The sequence below is a fragment of the uncultured Fretibacterium sp. genome (genome assembly GCF_938040765.1).
Classification (GTDB): Bacteria; Synergistota; Synergistia; order Synergistales; family Aminobacteriaceae; genus CAJPSE01.
Map to the genome: position 1 here is coordinate 1 of NZ_CALIAA010000075.1, position 17,522 is coordinate 17,522.

At 66.4% G+C, this 17,522-nt stretch carries 16 protein-coding genes, 1 pseudogene and 1 riboswitch; of the genes and pseudogenes, 5 read left to right on the plus strand and 12 right to left on the minus strand.

The window, feature by feature from the left end; genetic code table 11:
* Positions 1 to 69: 69 nt before the first annotated feature.
* The 10 genes from gap to mce all read right to left on the minus strand — a co-directional run bounded on the left by gap (position 70) and on the right by mce (position 10,369).
* A complete protein-coding gene (gene gap / locus Q0176_RS02765) occupies positions 70 to 1,083 on the minus strand; it encodes a type I glyceraldehyde-3-phosphate dehydrogenase (RefSeq protein ID WP_299299035.1) in 1,014 nt (337 codons plus the stop codon).
* Positions 1,084 to 1,215: 132 nt separating this feature from the next.
* Positions 1,216 to 1,827 (minus strand): chromate transporter, encoded by a 612-nt coding sequence (locus Q0176_RS02770; RefSeq protein ID WP_299299037.1) that lies wholly within the window; start codon positions 1,825 to 1,827, stop codon positions 1,216 to 1,218.
* On the minus strand, positions 1,791 to 2,345 hold the full coding sequence (locus Q0176_RS02775; protein ID WP_299299039.1) for a chromate transporter: 555 nt from the start codon (positions 2,343 to 2,345) through the stop codon (positions 1,791 to 1,793). The genes Q0176_RS02770 and Q0176_RS02775 overlap by 37 nt, the downstream gene beginning before the upstream one ends.
* A gap of 54 nt (positions 2,346 to 2,399) precedes the next feature.
* Positions 2,400 to 4,010: a gamma-glutamyltransferase family protein gene (locus Q0176_RS02780; RefSeq protein ID WP_299299041.1), complete on the minus strand. Its 1,611-nt coding sequence runs from the start codon at positions 4,008 to 4,010 to the stop codon at positions 2,400 to 2,402.
* Positions 4,011 to 4,184: 174 nt separating this feature from the next.
* Positions 4,185 to 5,624 (minus strand): proline--tRNA ligase, encoded by a 1,440-nt coding sequence (proS, locus tag Q0176_RS02785; protein ID WP_299299043.1) that lies wholly within the window; start codon positions 5,622 to 5,624, stop codon positions 4,185 to 4,187.
* 73 nt (positions 5,625 to 5,697) lie between these two features.
* Positions 5,698 to 7,785: a patatin-like phospholipase family protein gene (locus tag Q0176_RS02790; RefSeq protein WP_299299045.1), complete on the minus strand. Its 2,088-nt coding sequence runs from the start codon at positions 7,783 to 7,785 to the stop codon at positions 5,698 to 5,700.
* A gap of 191 nt (positions 7,786 to 7,976) precedes the next feature.
* Positions 7,977 to 8,468 (minus strand): chemotaxis protein CheX, encoded by a 492-nt coding sequence (locus Q0176_RS02795; protein WP_299299046.1) that lies wholly within the window; start codon positions 8,466 to 8,468, stop codon positions 7,977 to 7,979.
* A 286-nt stretch (positions 8,469 to 8,754) separates the two neighbouring features.
* Positions 8,755 to 9,066, minus strand: a complete 312-nt coding sequence (locus Q0176_RS02800; RefSeq protein ID WP_299299047.1) for a hypothetical protein — start codon at positions 9,064 to 9,066, stop codon at positions 8,755 to 8,757.
* Complete coding sequence (locus tag Q0176_RS02805; protein WP_299299048.1) at positions 9,063 to 9,965, minus strand: lysophospholipid acyltransferase family protein; 903 nt, start codon at positions 9,963 to 9,965, stop codon at positions 9,063 to 9,065. The genes Q0176_RS02800 and Q0176_RS02805 overlap by 4 nt, the downstream gene beginning before the upstream one ends.
* Before the next feature lie 2 nt (positions 9,966 to 9,967).
* Positions 9,968 to 10,369, minus strand: a complete 402-nt coding sequence (mce, locus tag Q0176_RS02810; protein ID WP_299299050.1) for a methylmalonyl-CoA epimerase — start codon at positions 10,367 to 10,369, stop codon at positions 9,968 to 9,970.
* A gap of 371 nt (positions 10,370 to 10,740) precedes the next feature.
* Here mce and gyrA point away from each other — a divergent pair, with 371 nt between their 5' ends.
* The 5 genes from gyrA (at position 10,741) to thiE (ending at position 16,417) form a co-directional block, all read left to right on the plus strand.
* Positions 10,741 to 13,275, plus strand: coding sequence for a DNA gyrase subunit A (gyrA, locus tag Q0176_RS02815; protein WP_299299052.1), 2,535 nt, complete (start codon positions 10,741 to 10,743; stop codon positions 13,273 to 13,275).
* Positions 13,276 to 13,320: 45 nt separating this feature from the next.
* Positions 13,321 to 13,941: a phosphatidylserine decarboxylase family protein gene (locus Q0176_RS02820; RefSeq protein WP_299299054.1), complete on the plus strand. Its 621-nt coding sequence runs from the start codon at positions 13,321 to 13,323 to the stop codon at positions 13,939 to 13,941.
* Complete coding sequence (gene pssA / locus Q0176_RS02825; RefSeq protein ID WP_299299056.1) at positions 13,938 to 14,699, plus strand: CDP-diacylglycerol--serine O-phosphatidyltransferase; 762 nt, start codon at positions 13,938 to 13,940, stop codon at positions 14,697 to 14,699. Before Q0176_RS02820 ends, pssA begins: the two co-directional genes overlap by 4 nt.
* A 38-nt stretch (positions 14,700 to 14,737) precedes the next feature.
* A riboswitch (TPP riboswitch) is annotated at positions 14,738 to 14,844 on the plus strand.
* Between the two features lie 83 nt (positions 14,845 to 14,927).
* On the plus strand, positions 14,928 to 15,779 hold the full coding sequence (gene thiM, locus Q0176_RS02830; RefSeq protein ID WP_299299059.1) for a hydroxyethylthiazole kinase: 852 nt from the start codon (positions 14,928 to 14,930) through the stop codon (positions 15,777 to 15,779).
* Complete coding sequence (gene thiE, locus Q0176_RS02835) at positions 15,776 to 16,417, plus strand: thiamine phosphate synthase (RefSeq protein WP_299299061.1); 642 nt, start codon at positions 15,776 to 15,778, stop codon at positions 16,415 to 16,417. Before thiM ends, thiE begins: the two co-directional genes overlap by 4 nt.
* A gap of 73 nt (positions 16,418 to 16,490) precedes the next feature.
* Here the strand turns inward: thiE and Q0176_RS02840 are convergent, their stop codons facing one another.
* Together Q0176_RS02840 and Q0176_RS02845 are read right to left on the minus strand one after the other, a co-directional pair.
* A complete protein-coding gene (locus Q0176_RS02840) occupies positions 16,491 to 17,303 on the minus strand; it encodes an A24 family peptidase (protein WP_299299063.1) in 813 nt (270 codons plus the stop codon).
* A gap of 8 nt (positions 17,304 to 17,311) precedes the next feature.
* A pseudogene (locus tag Q0176_RS02845) lies at positions 17,312 to 17,522 on the minus strand (hypothetical protein); the annotation flags it as partial.

The following is a 17,522-nucleotide window of genomic DNA, read 5'->3' on the forward strand; positions in this document are numbered from 1 at the left end:
TTTGCATACTTCCCTTTGGCAAAATATGCGTTTTTGTTTTAATCAGCGCTTCCCTGAAATCTCAAAAGTCTACGCCTTGCTTCCCATGTAGGCCGCAAGCTCCAGCATCCGGTTGGAGTAGCCAAACTCGTTGTCGTACCAGAGCATCAGCTTGACCATCCTGCCGTCCAGGACCTTCGTGGACAGGCCGTCCACGATGCTGGAATGCGGGTTGCCGACGATGTCGATAGAGACGATCTCCTCCCCGCAGAACTCCACAATCCCCTTGAGCGGCCCCTCCGCGGCCTTCTTCAGGGCGCCGTTGACCTCGTCGAGCGTCACGGCCTTCTTGAGCAGGAAGTTGGCGTCCGTCAGGGATCCGTCAACCGTGGGGACGCGGACGGCAATCATGTCCATCTTGCCCTTCAGGTCCGGGAACAGGGGGACCATCGCCTTGGCCGCGCCCGTCGTGGCGGGCACAAGGGAGACCCCGGCCGCGCGCCCCTTGCGTCCGCCCCCCTTCTGAGGCGTATCGACCAGGAACTGCGTGGAGGTGTAGGCATGGATGGTCGTCGCCATCAGGTTCTCGATCCCGAAAGTCTCGTGCATCACCTTGGTGACGGCCGCCAGGGAGTTCGTCGTGCAGGAGGCGTTGGAGACGACGATATCGGCCTTGGGATCGAAGTCCTTCTCGTTGACGCCAAGGACGATCGTCCGGTCCACCCCGTCCGCCGGCGCGCTGATGATGACGTGCCTGGCGCCGGCCTCCACGTGCTTCATCGCATCGGGCTTCTTGGTGAAGCGCCCCGTGCACTCCATCACGATATCGACGCCCAGCTTCTTCCACGGCAGTGCCGCAGGGTCCCTCTCCGCGAACATGGGGACGCGAACCCCATCCAGGATCAGGCTCTCCGAGTCCGCCTTGACCTCGAAGGGCGCCTTGCCGTGCGTGGAGTCGTACTTCACGTAATACGCCATGTCCTCCGGCGGGATCAGATCGTTCAACGCCACGATCTCGATATCCTTGAACCTGCGCTCCACCCAGCAGCGCAGCACGATGCGCCCGATACGTCCCAACCCGTTGATTGCCACCTTCGTCGCCATGAACAACACCTCCAGTGAGATTGTATCGCTCGGATCCGTCTCGATTATCTCACAAAATACCCCGAAAGCGCCCCGCAAGCACCGCAATTTTCGTCCCCGCCCCCTCGCCGTCCGCGCAGGACGGGGAAAGCCTCAGGACAAAAGCCCCTTCAGACAAAGCCCGGCCAGCGCCGAGGCCAGGATCAGAAGCTGCGGATAGGCCCGGAAAAGCCGGAGCCGGGACAGGGCGAAACATACGGCGACCAGCCCGACCAACAGCAGGCCGGGGAGGGCCGACCTCAGGGAGGAGAGGTCCCTGGGAATCAGGGGACGGGCCAGGGTCCAGAAGGCCACCAGGAGCATACCCGCCACGGCGGGGCGCAGGGCTCTCTGAAAGGCCTCGATGCGTCCCCGCATCCGCTCCGAGGCCAGGGAGATCAGCCACAGGAGGAGCGCGATCACCAGGATGGGCGTCCCCACGAGGGCCGCACTGGCCCAGAGCGAGCCCCAGAACCCCGCCAGGCGGTACCCTACGAAGGTCGCGGAGTTCAGGGCCACCGGCCCCGGCGTCATCTGAGCCAGGGAGATGGTCTGCGCGAACATCGTCTCCGTCAGCCAGGGACGTGCCACGACCAGCTCGTGATGAATGAAGGGTATCGTGGCGAGCCCTCCGCCGAAGGCCCCCAACGCCACCTTGGCGAAAACGGCGGCCAGCATGGCGATGGTGTTCATGACGGGCTCCCGGTCCCGGTCCGGCTCAGCCATCCCCCGGCGAGGGAGACCAGCGCCCCCGCGCCCAGGGCAAGAAAGGGGTGGACGTCCCAGACGATCAGCAGGGCGGCCGTCACAACGAAGGCCAGCATCTGGGGCTGGCCGACGAATACGGAGGCCCGGATCATCTTCCAGAGGGAGTTCCAGACCACCACCACAACCCCCGCCCCCGCACCGAGGAAAAAGGCGATCATCCAAGGGTTCGACATGTGGTTCAGGATCAGCGAGGACAGAAGAAGGATGCTGAGGAAGGGGGGCAGGGACGTCCCGAGGACGGCGGCGCAGGCGCCCCTCCACCCCGCCAGCGCCCTGCCCGCGACGAAGGAGAGGTTCGTCGCGATGGGGCCCGGCACGGCGGTGGCCAGCACGATCATGTCCGCGATCTCCTCGTCGGTGAACTCCCCCATGGCGCGGACCTCGGACTCGATAACCCCCAGCATGACGATGCCCCCGCCGATGGTGAAGGCGCCGATCCTGAAAAAACGCACGAAGATGGACCACAAACGCCGCATAAAGGACAAGGCTCCTTTCGAAAGAAAGGGGGAGAGAAATTCCCCTCTGAAATATCACCAGGCGGCGACGCAGCCGTCCGTCCGGGGTTCCGTCCCCCCCGCCAGAGTGCCGAAGGAGGTCCTCGCGATGATCTCGCCGCGCCCGAAGGGAGTCGGATCATCGATCATCCGGACGTTATGGCCGCGCGACTCAAGGGACGAGGCGATGTCGGCGGGGACCCCCCGCTCCATCTGCACGGTACGTCCCTCGATCCACTGCCAGCGCGGAGCGTCCAGCGCCTCCTGCGGATTCATCCCGAAATCGACCAGGTTCGAGACCACCTGCAGGTGCCCCTGGGGCTGCATGAAGGCCCCCATGACCCCGAAGGGCCCCACGGGCGCCCCGTCCTTCGTCAGGAAGCCCGGGATGATCGTGTGGTAGGGCTTCTTGCCCGGCGCCAGACAGTTCGGGGACTCGGGGTCCAGGCTGAAGTTGCAGCCCCGATTGTGCAGGGCGACGCCCGTTCCGGGGACCACCAGGCCGGAGCCGAACCCCATATAGTTGCTCTGGATCATGGAGACCATGTTCCCCTCCCCGTCCGCCGCGGCCAGATAGACCGTTCCTCCCCGCGGCGGCCTTCCCGGAGCGGGGTCGAGCGCGGCCGCACCGATCCGCTTTCGGCGTTCGTCCGCGTAGGCCTCGGAGAGCAGGTCCCGGGCGGTACAGGACATGAAGCGGGGATCCGCAACATAGGCCAGGACATCCGCGTAGGCCACCTTCATCGCCTCGATCTGCAGGTGATAGACCTCCGCCGTCTCCCGTTCGTCCGGCAGGCCGAACCCCTTCAAGAGGTTCAGCGCCATGAGCGCTGCGATGCCGTGCCCGTTCGGGGGAATCTCCCAGACGTCGTACCCCCGGTAGTTCGCCGACAGGGGCTCCACCCACTCGGGCCGGTAGGCGGCCAGGTCGGAGGCTCGGAGCCAGCCGCCCGAGCGCTGGGCGAAAACGCCGATCCGCTCCGCGAGCTCCCCCCGATAGAAGTCCTCCGCACCGCTCTCTGCGATCCGCGCGAGGGTCCGCGCATGGTCCGGAGAACGCCAGACCTCGCCCGGCATGGGGGCCCTTCCCCCGGGGCAGAAGGTCTCGAACCAATGCCGGAAGGCGTCGCCATCGCACCGGCCCGAGTACGCCCGAAAGGCGTTCTTCCACATTTGCGCCGTGACCGGGGACACGGCATAGCCCTCCGAGGCGCAGGCGACGGCGGGGGCCAGCACCTCGCCAAGCGAACGCCGCCCGAACCGCCGCACCAGCTCCGCCCAGCCGGCCGGTGCTCCCGGTACCGTAACGGCGTCCCAACCGTACCGAGGGACCTCCCGGTGCCCGGCTCCCCGCAGCATGCCGGCGTCGGCCAGGGCCGGAGCGGGGCCGCTGGCGTTGAGGCCGTGAAGCCGGCCGCCCGACCAGACCAGCGCGAAACAGTCCCCTCCGATGCCGTTGGACGTGGGTTCCACGACGGTCAGGCAGGCGGCCGCAGCGACGGCCGCGTCCACGGCGTTTCCGCCTTTTTTCAGGATGTCCAGCCCCGCCTGCGCGGCCAGAGGCTGCCCCGTGGCGACCATGCCGCGGGACCCGAACACGACGGTGCGGCGCGAAGGATACCGATAGCGCGTCGCGTCGAAGTTCATAACCAGCCCTCCTCTCCCCTGGGGATCCCGTACCGGGACGGGACGCTCGTTCGAGCCGCCTCGCTCGGGAAGGTATCGGCGGCTTCGTCGCCTCCGCCCCATAAGCGAGGGGGAACGGTTCCGAGAGGCCGTCCCCCCTTCCTCATTCCTGCAGCCGGTGTCCCGGGCCGGAGCTCAGTACGCCTTGGCGAAGATCGTCCTCCGCCCCTCCCGCCCCGTAACCACGCACTTGCCCCGACTCGAGTCGGACAGGGGGATGCAGCGGGGCGTCGCTCCGCCCGTCTCCTCGCGGATACGCCGTTCGTCCTCCGGAGAACCGGCGAAGTAGGCCTCCACAAAACCGCCCCGCTCCGACAGGAGCGCCTTGAGTTCCTCGTAGCTCCCGGCAAAGGAGGTGTGCTCCTCGCGGAAGGCCCTGGCCCGGGCGTACATCGAGGACTGAATGTCCTCCAGCACCTTCGTCACCGTCGGGACCAGGGCGTCGTGAGCGATGTCGAGCCTCTCCCCCGTATCGCGGCGCACGGCCCGGACCGTCCCCGCCTTCATGTCCTTCTCCCCCAGCTCGAGCCGCAGCGGGACGCCCCTTTGCAGATGATGGAAGAAGCGGTCCCCCGGCCTCATGTGGAATTGCGTGTCGACGAAGGTATGAAGGCCGCCCATCGCGTCGTTCAGCTGCCTGGAAAACTCCCTGGCCCTGGGCAGCAGGGACTCGTCCAGCAGCGTCTCGTCCGTCGATATGGGCAGCAGCACCGTCTTCGTCGGCGCCACCCGGGGCGGGAGGATCAGGCCGTCGTCGTCGGAGTGCGTCATGATCAGGGCGCCGATCAGGCGCGTCGAGATGCCCCAGCTCGTCGTCCAGCACTCCTCCAGATCGCCCGCCTTGTTCTGGAAACGAATCTCGAACGCCCGGGCGAAGTTCTGCCCCAGGAAATGGCTGGTCCCCGCCTGCAGCGCCTTGGCATCGCTCATCATGGCCTCGCAGGTGTAGGTGTCCACGGCCCCGGGGAAACGCTCCCCCTCGGTCTTCTCGCCCGGGACGACCGGCAGGGCCAGGACGTCCTCCATGAGCTGGCGGTAGACCTCGAGCATCTTCAGGGTCTCCTCGCGGGCCTCCGCCTCCGTCGCATGCGCCGTATGCCCCTCCTGCCACAGGAACTCCGAGGTCCTCAGGAAAAGGCGCGGGCGCTTCTCCCAGCGCATGACGTTGCACCACTGGTTGATCAGGACGGGCAGATCGCGCCAGGACTGAATCCATTTGCTGTACATGTGTCCGATGACCGTCTCGGAGGTCGGGCGCACGGCGAAGGGTTCCTCCAGCTCCTCCCCCCCTGCATGGGTGACCATGGCGCACTCGGGCGAGAAGCCCTCGACATGCTCCGCCTCCCTCTCCAGAAAGGAGTTCGGGATGAGGAGCGGGAAATAGGCATTGACGTGTCCGGTCCTCTTGAACGCGTCGTCGAAATGCCGCTGCACGGACTCCCAGATCGAGTAGCCCGTCGGCCGGATGACCATACAGCCCCGGACCGGGGCGTAGTCCGCCAGCTCCGCGACCCTGATGACATCGAGGTACCACTGAGAATAATCGACACTCCGCGAAGTGATGTTGCGCGCCATCGTACACAAAACCTCCCAAAACTGCGGCCGCAGCTCTCCGCCGGGCCGTCCTCTTCGCTTCGCCCCGCCTGTTCTACGGCAGGGGGTAATGATCCCAGATCGGAACCCCCAGGAAGAATCCCACCTTGAACTCCTCGGACCCGTACAGCGCCGCAAGTTTCGCGTCGATGATGTTGTTCGGGAAGTTCACGGCCAGGCCGACCTCCCAGGGGGAGGCGATTTTTTTGTATTCCCTGTCCATCGCATAGCCGTAGCTCCCGAAGAGCTCCACGGCCACGATCCCCAGGACGCTCCGGTTCAGAATCCTCCGGAAGGCCACGTTGGCCCAGACCATGCGCTCCGCCTCCACGGGGCGCGAGGAAACGGAATAGAGCTCCTCGGCGGCCCCGAGGTAGGCGGCGTGGCTGCGGAAATCCATGTCCCCTTCCGCGTAGCCCAGCCGGAAGTACGTCCGCCAGTTGTCGCCGACCTCGAGGGGCTTGAAGTAGGTGAGCCGGTAGTTGAGCTCCTCCAGGTTAGGCCACCACGCATTGAGCCGCCAGGCATGGCCCTTCGTGGGGTCGCCCGGGATATCCAGGGTATCGTAGGCGGCGAAGAAGGTCGGCCCCACGGCGTTGTGCCCGTCGCCGCTCGCTCCGCGGGTCCCCTCCACGTGCTCGTACGCCAGCCCCACCCCCAGGCGGACGTCTCCCCAGCGGAAGAGCCGATTCACCCCCACGGCGTAACGGTCCCAGTCCCGTACCCCGTCGCTGGAGTCGATCCTCCAGTTATGCGCCGCCAGGTTGACCTCCCACGCGTTCATGGACTCGGGCGCCGTCTGATAGGTAAGGTCGATCCCCCATTGCTCGCCGAGCCTCAGGACGCCCGAGAGGTTGTCGTAATCCGAGAACAGACCTCGGGCCACGCCCTTGACGTAGAGCCAGCGGTTGTGGTGCAGGTTCGTCGTATAGCCGGACACCCCGATCTCGAGCTCCGGACTCTGCCGCACGTCCAGCCGAACCAGCACGTCCCCCGACGTGGTACGTCCCAGCTGATAATCCACCGTGGCGATGCTGGGGGACTCCGTCAGACGCTGGACCGCATGCTCGATCCTGTCCCGATCCAGGGGCCTGCCGACCCAGACGAGGCAACGTTTGCGGAGGTCCGAGGCCATTCCGTCGGACAGGCCCTCGACCTGGACGTCCCCGACGATGTTGGAGGTGAACCGGGTTCCGTTCAGGTCCAGGATCCCGGGACCGAGGTCCGAGAGCCTGGCGACCTCATCCATATGCGGCAGGATGGCTTCCCGGCCGCGCCCGATGATGTCGTCCGCCTTCGTGGAATCGAGAAACGAGAAATTCCGGACCCGGGGGGATATCAGCAGGTCCGCGTGTTTTCCCTCCTCGCCCGTGGTTTTTCGCATCATGACCGCGAGGGATTGATCGATGACGTCGATGTAGGAGTTGAGCTCGCGGTCCTGGGACGGGGATTCCGAGACGTCCACGGCGATCACGGGGATGCCCGGAAACAGCTCTCTGCCCGCATCGACCGGCAGGTTCGAGACCAGGCCGCCGTCCACCAGGAGGCGACCGTTGATCTCCCAGGGCTCGAAGAGAGCGGGAATGGACATCGAGGCCCTCATCACGGAGGGAAGGCTGCCCCCGTGGAGCACGACCTTCTCCCCCGTCCGTATGTCCGTCGCCACGGCGGCGTAGGGGATGGGGAGGTCGTAGAAGTCGGTCACGGTCACGTGCCGCATCAGTTGCGTAAAGTACTGGTAGAGCTTGTCCCCCGTCAGAATCCCCAGGGGGCCCCTCTGCCGGCCCGACTTCTTGTAGGTCAGGGCGGACACCGTGCTCGTTCTGGCCCTTCGGTCGTTTCCCGTAAAGACGAACATCGGCCCCGTGTTCTCCGCCAGCAGGGAGGGAAGGTCCAGATCTCCGACGATCCGCCGCATCTCCGCCGCGTCGTACCCACTGGCCTTGAGCGCGCCGATCAGGGAGCCGATGCTCGTCCCGACGATGCCGACGATGGGAATCTTGCGCTCCTCCAGGACCTCGATCACGCCGATATGGGCAAACCCGCGGGTTCCGCCTCCGGAGAGAACCAGCACGACCCCCGCCTCGGCCGCAAGGGATGGGGACAGACACAGAGCCAGCAGCACGCACAAAAGTTTCCGCACTCTCACCACATCCTCCGTCCGGACATCAAGGAAGCGCCGATCAAGCCAGCGCTTTTATTGACAACGAAAAAGCGGCGGGGCCCACCGAGCCGCGCCGCCCCACACTTTTTACTTTTTGCCTCGGGCCGGAACCCGAGGATGGCCTCCGGGCGTCCGTTCCCCGGCGGTCCCTTCCCTCGGAACGGCCCGCATCAGGCGGCGTTGAAGGATAGCACCAGATAGAGCACGCCCGCCGGCTGCAGGGAAAAAGGAAGCGTAAAGCACTTCACCCCCGCGGATTGGGTCGGGACGTTCTGGATGTTGTCCCCGACGATCAGCTGGGGGGGCGTCACGTCCACATCCGCAAGGGCGGCCTGGATCAGGGAACGGCCGCTGACCATATTGGAAAGCTCTCCGATCACGCTCATGGAGACGGGGTCGTTCAGGTTGGCCGCGATCATGCCGCCCGACATCGCCGAGACGACGGCCTTGAACCCGACCTCGTCGAGCATGATGACAGCCGTTCCGTGCGTCCCGTTCCCCACGATTCCGATCAGCGAGGCCGCGCATATATTGGCCACCTTGACCCCCGGGGAGACCTGGGCCTTGTTCAAAGAGATGTCCAACCCAACCTCCCGCCCCACGGAGATCACGGACGAACCAAAGCTGTTGACGAGAACGGCAAGCTTATCCATACCGGCCATATCGCTGAACGACTCCCTTCCAGGTTACCACGCCCTCTCCAGCAAAGAACCCGGCGCGTTTATCAAAATTTTTATCGGTCACGTTGTTCGCACGGCCCGACCATTCCCCGCATGGCGATGGCCCATGCCGCAAGGTCGTCAAGAGGACGGGGCGGGACCCACAGGGTCCGGGGCAAAAGCCTTTGCCACCAGGACGGGCCGTGCAGACGCCAATAAAGGATCCGGGCCTCCAGGGTCGTTCCCCTTTCGTCCGCACGAAGGATGGGGCAGCCGAAATCCTGCTCCTTCAGGCTCGCCCGACGACCTGGGAGATCATGGGTCGACCGCTGGGGCCGAGCGCGCCGGTCGCGGCGAGCTCGCCGCCGCACGTTCCGTCTCCGACGACAAAAGCCGCGATGGAGGACGCTCCTCCCCTCGGCGAGAGGGCCTCCAGCGTCCAGGGGGCCAAGGCGCCCGCATCCCCAGCCAGGGCCCTGAGGGCCAGCCAGAAAAGCGCCCGCTCCTCCGCAGGGAAAATCCCCGACATGAGGAGCTCCCGGCCCTCACCCACGAAGGCCCATCCCACCTTGTCCCTTCCGGGATCCAGCCCTACCGTCACCCCAACGTGGATTCCCACCGATCCAAAAGCCACAGCCATTGATCCGAATAAGCCCGAACCCAACCCTCCAAAACATTATGACACATTTGAAGGGACTTTACCATATCCGCCCCGAAAGGATTGCCGTCCGCGTCGAGCGCGTCGCTCAGGATATCCTGAATGACGACGGTATGGGAGATCCCGTCGGGACGGCGAAAGTACAGGACGGGGACGACCGGGGAGCCGAACCTGCGGTGCAGCTTCACGATCCCGTCGGCCGCGCTGGCGGGCAGGCCCAAAAAGGGGACGGGAATCCCCTCGCTCCGGGCGTCCAGGTCCTGAAGGAACCCCACGATCCCCCCCCGCCTCAAGGTTCGGAAGGCCTCGCGCAGGCCGGCCCCCTCGCTGGGCACCATCTTCATCCCGGCAACGGCCGTGCGCTGATGCTGAATCAGGTCGTTGAGCCCCCCCCGGTTGCGCTGGGGCGTGTAGAGCGGCACGACGGAATATCCCTCCAGGACCAGGCGCGCCCCGGCGAGCTCCCAGTTGCCGATATGGGCGGCCATGAGCAGAGCCCCCCGCCCACGGGCCAGAGCGCGGTCGAGGTTCTCGCGTCCCTCGACCGTCACCGTCTCCCGCAGCCCGGGCATCATCCGATCCAGCCGGACGAACTCGACAGCCGAGCGCCCCAGGTTGACGAAGGACCTCCGCACGATGCCGCGCGCGACGGTGATCCCCACCCCCAGCGCCGCGACGCAGCGCGCCTCGCCCCGATCGACCTTCCGCCAGCTGAGCGCCCAGAGCAGGCGCCCCAACAGGCCGCCCAAAGCCACGGCCAGCCTCTGCGGCAGCCTCCTGACGAGCCCGAGCAGCAGGGCGACCGCGTATCGGCCGGAACCGGTCCCCTTTTCCTCCGCCACGTTCAGCGCTGGGACAGCTCCAAGAGAATGCCCCCCGTCGCGGCGGGGTGGACGAAGGCGATCAGGGCCCCGCCCGCGCCCCTGCGGGGCTTCTCGTCGATCAGGCGCACTCCCTTTTCCCTGAGCTCGGCCAGCGCGGCCTCCAGGTCCTCCACGCGGATGGCCAGATGGTGGATTCCCTCGCCCTTCTTGGCGATGAACTTCGCGACCGGACTGTCCTCCGCCGTGGGCTCCAGGAGCTCGACCTCCGTATCCTTCAGGGGCAGGAAGGCCGTCCTGACCTTCTGCTCCGCGACCTCCTCCACCCCGGTGCAGCGGATCCCGAGCGTCCCCTCCCAGAATGCAAGGGAATCCCGAATGCTGTTCACGGCTATCCCTATATGATCGACCACCGTCGGCTTCATCGCGTTACCTTCCTTCCGCAGCTCCGATAATCATATGTATATCTTCGTGATGTCTACCGCCGACACCGCCTACCCCCGCCGCCCAGGATGCACCCGGACGCGGGGAACGATGTCGAACTACCCTGCCGCAGGTATTATATCTCAGCCGCGGCCCCGGCGCGGGCCGCCTCACCGGAGGCGGAGGGGCGGATGCGGGACGGGCGCGGCGCTCTCCACTGGCCCGGCGGCAAGGAGCCCGGCACGAAGAACCCGACGCACGTGTTACAATAAAAAGCACCTGATCGGCGGCGTCCCTTTGCCGATCGGGCTTTTGTTGTCCGGCCCCGCCTCCGTTTCGGGGAGGGGGCATGCAATCCGGGAGGGATTTTTTAATGACGGAAGAGAACAAGGAAAGCTCTCTGTTCGGCAGGGTCGTCCCCCTGCCCCTGGTGGACGAGATCAAGGAGAGCTACCTGAACTACGCCATGAGCGTCATCGTGGGGCGGGCGCTGCCCGATGTCCGCGACGGCCTGAAGCCCGTGCAGCGGCGCGTCCTGTACGCCATGTCGGAGCTGGGGCTTCGGCACAACTCGGCGTACAAGAAGTCCGCCCGCGTCGTCGGCGAGACCATGGGCAAGTACCACCCCCATGGCGACAGCTCCATATACGAGACGATGGTCCGCATGGCGCAGGACTGGAGCCTGCGCTACTGTCTGGTGGACGGTCAGGGAAACTTCGGCTCCATCGACGGGGACAGTCCGGCGGCCATGCGCTACACGGAGGCGCGGCTCCACGAGACGGGCGAGCTGATGCTGGCCGATATCGACGAGGAGACCGTGGACTGGGGCCCGAACTTCGACGAGTCGCTCCAGGAGCCCCTGTACCTGCCCGCGGTGCTGCCGAACCTGTTGATCAACGGCAGCACGGGCATCGCGGTGGGCATGGCGACGAACATCCCCCCCCACAACCTGAGGGAGGTCGTGGACGTCCTCTGCTGGATTCTGGAGACGGGAAAAGCCGCCGAAGAGGTGGGGCTGGCGGACATCCTGGAGCGCATGCCCGGTCCGGACTTCCCGACCGGGGGGCTGATTCTGGGACGCCAGGGCATCTATGACGCCTACAGGACGGGACGGGGACGCATCGTCGTCCGGGGGCGCGTCCACGCGGAGGAGGGCAAGCGCGGCCGCGCCTGCGTCGTGGTGACCGAGATTCCCTTCATGGTCAACAAGACCAACCTGATCGAGACGATGGTCTCCTGCGTCCAGAACAAGGAGATCGACGGCGTCTCGGATATCCGCGACGAGTCGGACCGCGAGGGAATGCGCATCGTTCTGGACCTGACCCGGGACGGCGACCCCGACTTGGTGATGCGCCAGCTCTACAGGCGGACGCAGCTCCAGTCCACGTTCGGCGTGATCAACCTGGCGCTCGACAAGGGACGCCCCCGCGAACTGCCCATAGCGGAAATTTTGGGCCTGTTCCTGGACCACCGCCGGGGCGTGGTGCGGCGCCGGACGCAGTTCCGCCTGAACAAGGCGCTGGCGCGGGAGCATATCGTCGAGGGCCTGGTCAAGGCGCTCGACATCATCGACCAAGTCATCCAGCTCATCCGCTCCTCGGCTTCGGCGGCGGAGGCCAAGGACGGGCTGGTCGGCCAGCTCGGGTTCTCGGAGCTCCAGGCCCAGGCCATACTGGAGATGCGCCTTCAGCGCCTGACCGGCCTGGAGCGCGAGAAGCTGAACGAGGAGCTGCGCCAGCTGCTGCGGGATATCGCCTCCTACAGGGAGATCCTGGGCGACGCCAGGGTCCTGGACGGCGTGATCCGGGACGAGCTGAGGGACCTGGGCAGGAGGTTCGGGGACGACCGCCGGACGGAGATCGTCGACGACTACCGGGAGTCCGCGGACGAGGAGCTGATCCCCGAGAGCGACATCGTCGTGGTGCTCTCGAAGGACGGCTTCCTGAAACGCCAGGACCTGGAGAGCTACACCCTGCAGGGGCGCGGAGGCAAGGGGCGCAAGGGCGCCTCGGTCCAGGAGGACGACAGCATCGCCACGGTCTGCGTGACGCACACGCACCGGGACCTGTACTTCTTCACCAACAAGGGGCGCGTTCTGATCCTCAAGGGCTTCTCGATACCCGAGACCCGGACGGGCAAGGGCAAACAGATCTCCCGGCTTCTGCCCCTGGAGGAGGGGGAGAGGGTCGTCACTCTCTCCAGCGGCGACATGGAGGGGCTGAACTACGCCTTCTTCCTGACGAAGGACGCCGTCGCCAAGCGCATCCAGCTCTCCGAGCTCGTGGACTCGAACCGGCCGCGGCGGGTCATCACCCTCGACGAGGGGGACGAGATCGCCCAGGTCCGTCTGACGACCGGCCGCGACGACCTCCTCCTCATGACGGCCGAGGCCCAGGCGCTCCGCGTCCCCGAGGAGGAGTTCCGCGCCATGGGACGGGGCGCCCGCGGGGTGCGGGCGATGCGTCTCGCGCCGGGCGACTCCATCATCAGCTGCGACGTCGTGAGCGAGGACTGCGACATCCTGATCCTCAGCGAGCGGGGCGTGGGCAAGCGCACGCGCTTTGCCGAGTTCACGCCGCACCACCGCGCCACGTCCGGGGTACGGGCCATGAACCTGGGGGCCAGGACCGGGCGCCTCGTCTGCTGCCACGCGGTCCGGGACCAGGACGAGATGATCGCCGTCTCGACGCGCGGTCGGACGATCCGAGTCGCGGTGCAGGAGATACCGCTGCTCAGCCGTGTGGCCATGGGCAACATCACGGTACGCCTGGACGAGGGCGACCTCGTGGCGGACTGCACCATCGTCCGGACGGAGGGCGGCATGGGAGAGCGGACGGAGGGCGGCGAGGAGGGGCGGGAGCCCGCACCGGCCTTCGGGTTCGGGCCCGACGAGGGGCCCGCGGAATAGCCCCTCGCTTCTCCAAGAGGAAATCAAGGAAAGGAAGTATGCCCTTTGAAGCTCGCAAGGGACGGAATTCCGACGATAACGTTTCTCGTCCTGGCCTCGGCGGCCTTCGCCCTCGTATCTCCCATTCCGGCGGCGGTCATGGCCGTACTGGCGGTCCTCGTCATCTGGTTTTACAGGGATCCCGACCGCACGGCGCCCGAGGGGGACGGGCTCTTCGTCTCCCCCGCCGACGGCCGCGTGGTGGAGATATCGGAGGCGGAACACCCCTTCACGGGGCCGTCGGTCAAGGTGGGGATATTCATGAACGTCCTCAGCGTTCACGTCAACCGCGCCCCCTGCATGGGGCGGGTGGACTACCTGGAATACGTGCCCGGAAGGAAGATCGCCGCCTTCGCCCCCAAGGCGTCGGAGGTCAACGAGCGCAACCTCGTGGGGCTCTCGACCCCGTACGGCCCCGTCCTGATGGTGCAGATCGCCGGGCTCCTCGCCAGGCGCATCGTCTGCCGGCTGAGGCGGGGCGAGGTCCTGGAGGCCGGGCAGCGCTACGGTATGATCCGCCTTGGCTCGAGAGTTGACATTTATTTGCCGAAGGATGTAAGATTGTCAATCAAGCATGGAGATAAAGTACGGGCGGGAATCTCCTCTCTGGGAGTGATGGATTCGTGAAATTCCTGAAGGGACGCAGAAGATGGCGCAGGCGGAAACCGCTCGAGTTTCGGCAGATAGCGCCCAACATGGTGACGAGCGGCAACCTGTTATGCGGCCTGTTCTCTTTGATGCTGGCCGTGGAAGGGCGTTTTGTGCCCGCGGCGTGGCTGATTTTCTTCGCGACGATCTTCGACGGGCTCGACGGCAAGGTCGCGCGGAGCCTGGGCGGGGGCACGCAGTTCGGCCTGGAGTTCGACAGCCTGGCCGACCTCGTCAGCTTTGGCATCGCGCCGGGCATGCTGTTTTACCTGGTGAGCTTCAGGGGGGTTCTCGGTATCCTTGGGGCAGCCGTGTCGTGCTTCTTCGTGCTCTGCGTGGCGCTGCGTCTGGCGCGCTTCAACGTGGTCCACATCCCCGGCCCCTTTCAGGGGCTTCCCAGCCCGGCGGGAGGGCTTTTCGCAGCCTCCTTCGTCCTGGCCGACGCGGTGCTTCACCCGGCGGCGATGGCGGTGGTGCTCGCCTTCACGGGTTTCCTCATGGTGTCGAGCATCCCCTACGCGAACCTCAAAAAGCTCACTCGCAGGAGCGCGGACAAGAAACACTGTCTGGCGCTGTTCCTCTTGGTCTCCCTGTCCTTCTGCCTGTTGGGAACCGCGGCCCCGCTCTTCCTGTTCGCTCTCTACATCCTCAGCGGGCCGATCCGCTTCGATTGGGGACAGTGGCTGCTGATTCCGGAGGCCAGAAACAGCCAGGAGGCCGTATCCAAAACACGATAGACACGATGTACACGATGGAACAAACGGCATTATAAAATCTATTTCCGCGGGGGAGCCCAGGCTGAGAGGAGAGGGTGCCGCGCCCTTTCGACCCCTGAACCTGAACCGGACAATGCCGGCGCAGGAAGTCGGATTTTCCGAATTGTCATGCGGAGGCTCTCCATTCCTGAGGAATGGAGAGTTTTTTCTTTAGGGAGCAGCGCTGCGACGGCTGGAGACAAAACCGCGATGGAGGACGACACGATGGGCGCGATAAAAAAATTGAGGGATATCACGGAGAACGACGTGAAGGAGGCCTGGAGCGCGCTTCGCGAAAGGAGGCCGCTGATCTTCCATATCACCAACGACGTGGCGGCGCCGCTTCAGGCCAATGTCTGCCTGGCCGTCGGCGCGTCCCCCCTCATGTCGAAGCATCCTGCGGAGACGGAGGAGCTGGCCGCCCTCTCGAACGGTTTTCTGGCCAACCTGGGGACTCCGACGCCGGACTCCATCGAGGCCGTGAACCTGGGACTCGCCGCGGCGTCGAGGTTGGGGCGCATGACGCTTCTGGACCCCGTCGGCTACGGGGCGTCCCGCCTGAGGGTCAAGCTGTTCGACGGCATCCTGGCACGACACGCGCTCTCCATCCTCAAGGGAAACGCGGGGGAGATATCCCTGATGGCGGGGACGGGAGGGGCGACCCGGGGCGTGGACGTCGCCGAGTCCGGCGACCTGCGCAGCGGCGTGACGCGGCTGGCCCGCAGACACCGCTGCACAGCCTGCGCCACGGGGCCGGAGGACATCCTCGGCGACGGCGAATCCGTGGCGTTGATCCGGGGCGGCAGCGCCCTGCTGCCCTGCATCTCGGGGAGCGGATGTGCGGCCGGGACGGTTGTCCTGGCCACGGCGGCCGCCTGTGGAGAGCCGGCATTGGGAAGCCTCTGCGGGCTGCTCGCCATGGGGCTCGCCTCGGAGCGGGCGGAACGGGAGGCCCGTGGAAGCGGCACTTTCGCGGCGGCATTGGTTGACGCGCTTCATCGGCTCGCTCCCGAGGACTTCTCCGGTTCCTCGGCCCGCTGGGATCTGGAGGCGGCGATATGACGACCCTACACGAAAGGATCGACCTGCGGCGCGCAATGCGCCTTTACGTGATACCGGACCGGACCGTCGGGGCGCCGCTCCGTCTGGAGGAACAGGCCCGTCAGGCCCTGGCCGGGGGCGCCACGGCCCTGCAGCTGAGGGACAAGGAGGCGGACGGCGGAGAACTGTTCGCCGAGGCCCGGCAGATGCTGTGCCTCTGCCGGGAGCTGGGCGTGCCCCTCTTCGTGAACGACCGGCTGGATATCGCTCTGGCCTGCGGGGCCGACGGCGTGCATCTGGGGCAGGGCGACCTTCCCGTGGCCGAGGCCCGGCGGCTGGCCCCGCGGCCCTTCATCATCGGGGCCTCGGCCCGCACCCCGGAGGACGCGGACCGCGCCGTCCGCGACGGGGCGGACTATCTGGGCGTCGGCGCGGTATTCCCCACGGGCTCGAAGGAGGACGCGCAGGTCATCGGCCTGGACGGCATCCGCGCCATAACCCGTGCGGCCGCCGTCCCCGTCGTCGCGATCGGGGGCGTATCCCTGGATAACCTCGGGGAGGTCATGGCCTGCGGAGCGGACGGCGTGGCGGTGATCTCCGCGGCCGTCCGTGGCGACATCCCCGCCAACATGAAGCGTCTGCGGGAGGGTCTGGAGTAGCCCGACAAGCAGGAAGGGGACGCTGCAGGAGCGTCCCCTTCCTCGTCCTGCCATGATCGATACCCTGGAGCCCTCAGCGGAACGGCCAGGGAGGCAGAAAGGCCCCCGGGGCTCCGAAGCGCTCCCCGAGGAACGCAAGCGCCTGAGGTCCCCAGATGAGCGTAAGGTAACATCCGACGGCCAGGTAGGGCACCAGGGGGATGGAGTCCCCCCGCCCCCAGCGGACCTTTCCGCGGATCATGAGGACGGCGATCCCCACGCCCCCGGCCATGATGCCGGCGTAGAAGGCCAGGAGGGTGAGGCGCCAGCCGAGGATCGCGCCGATCCCGGCCATGAAGCAGGCGTCGCCCCATCCCATCCCCCCGCGGCTGGCAAGGATGATGAGGGCGAAGATCCCCCATCCGACGGCCGCTCCCAGAAGTCCCTCCAGAATGGCGTCGCGCCCCCCCACCAGGCGAATCAGGATGCCGCCTATCCCCATGGACAGGGCAAAGGCGTCGAAGACCTCCCCAGCCTCGTAGTCGGTGAGGGCGTTCAGCAGCAGGCCGAAGGCCCCGACCAGGGAGATGAGAAAGGCCCAGGAGACGCCCCAGCGCCACGCCGTCCCCGCCGCCGCAAGGGCCCCGATGAGCTCGACCATCAGGTAGCGCGGGGAGACGCGCGCGCCGCACCCCCGGCACCGCCCGCGCTGCGCCACCCAGGAGAGGATGGGGATGAGCTCCAACGAGGAGAGGACGCGTCCGCAGGACTCGCAGACGGAGCGCTCGCTCCCCCACCAGGGCCGCCCCTCCAGGCTGCGGTGGGCGACGACGTTGAGAAAGGACCCCATGCAGGCGCCCAGGACCGCGGCAAGAACGGGCAGAAAAGACTCCAGGGAGAGGTCCATCGAGCGTCCTAGCGCCTCCTGGACTTGTCGCTGTAGAGCTGCTGCCCGTAGGATACGGTGCTCTTCTGGGCCTGGGACGCCGCGGCGGCCTTCATCTCGTTCAGGGACTTCTCCAGCTCCAGCGCCAGTTTCTGACGCGAGGATTCCTCGTTGGAGAGGTTTACCGTGGATTCCCGGTCCAGGTACCCCATATCCACCAGTGCTTGGACGTCCCGGATG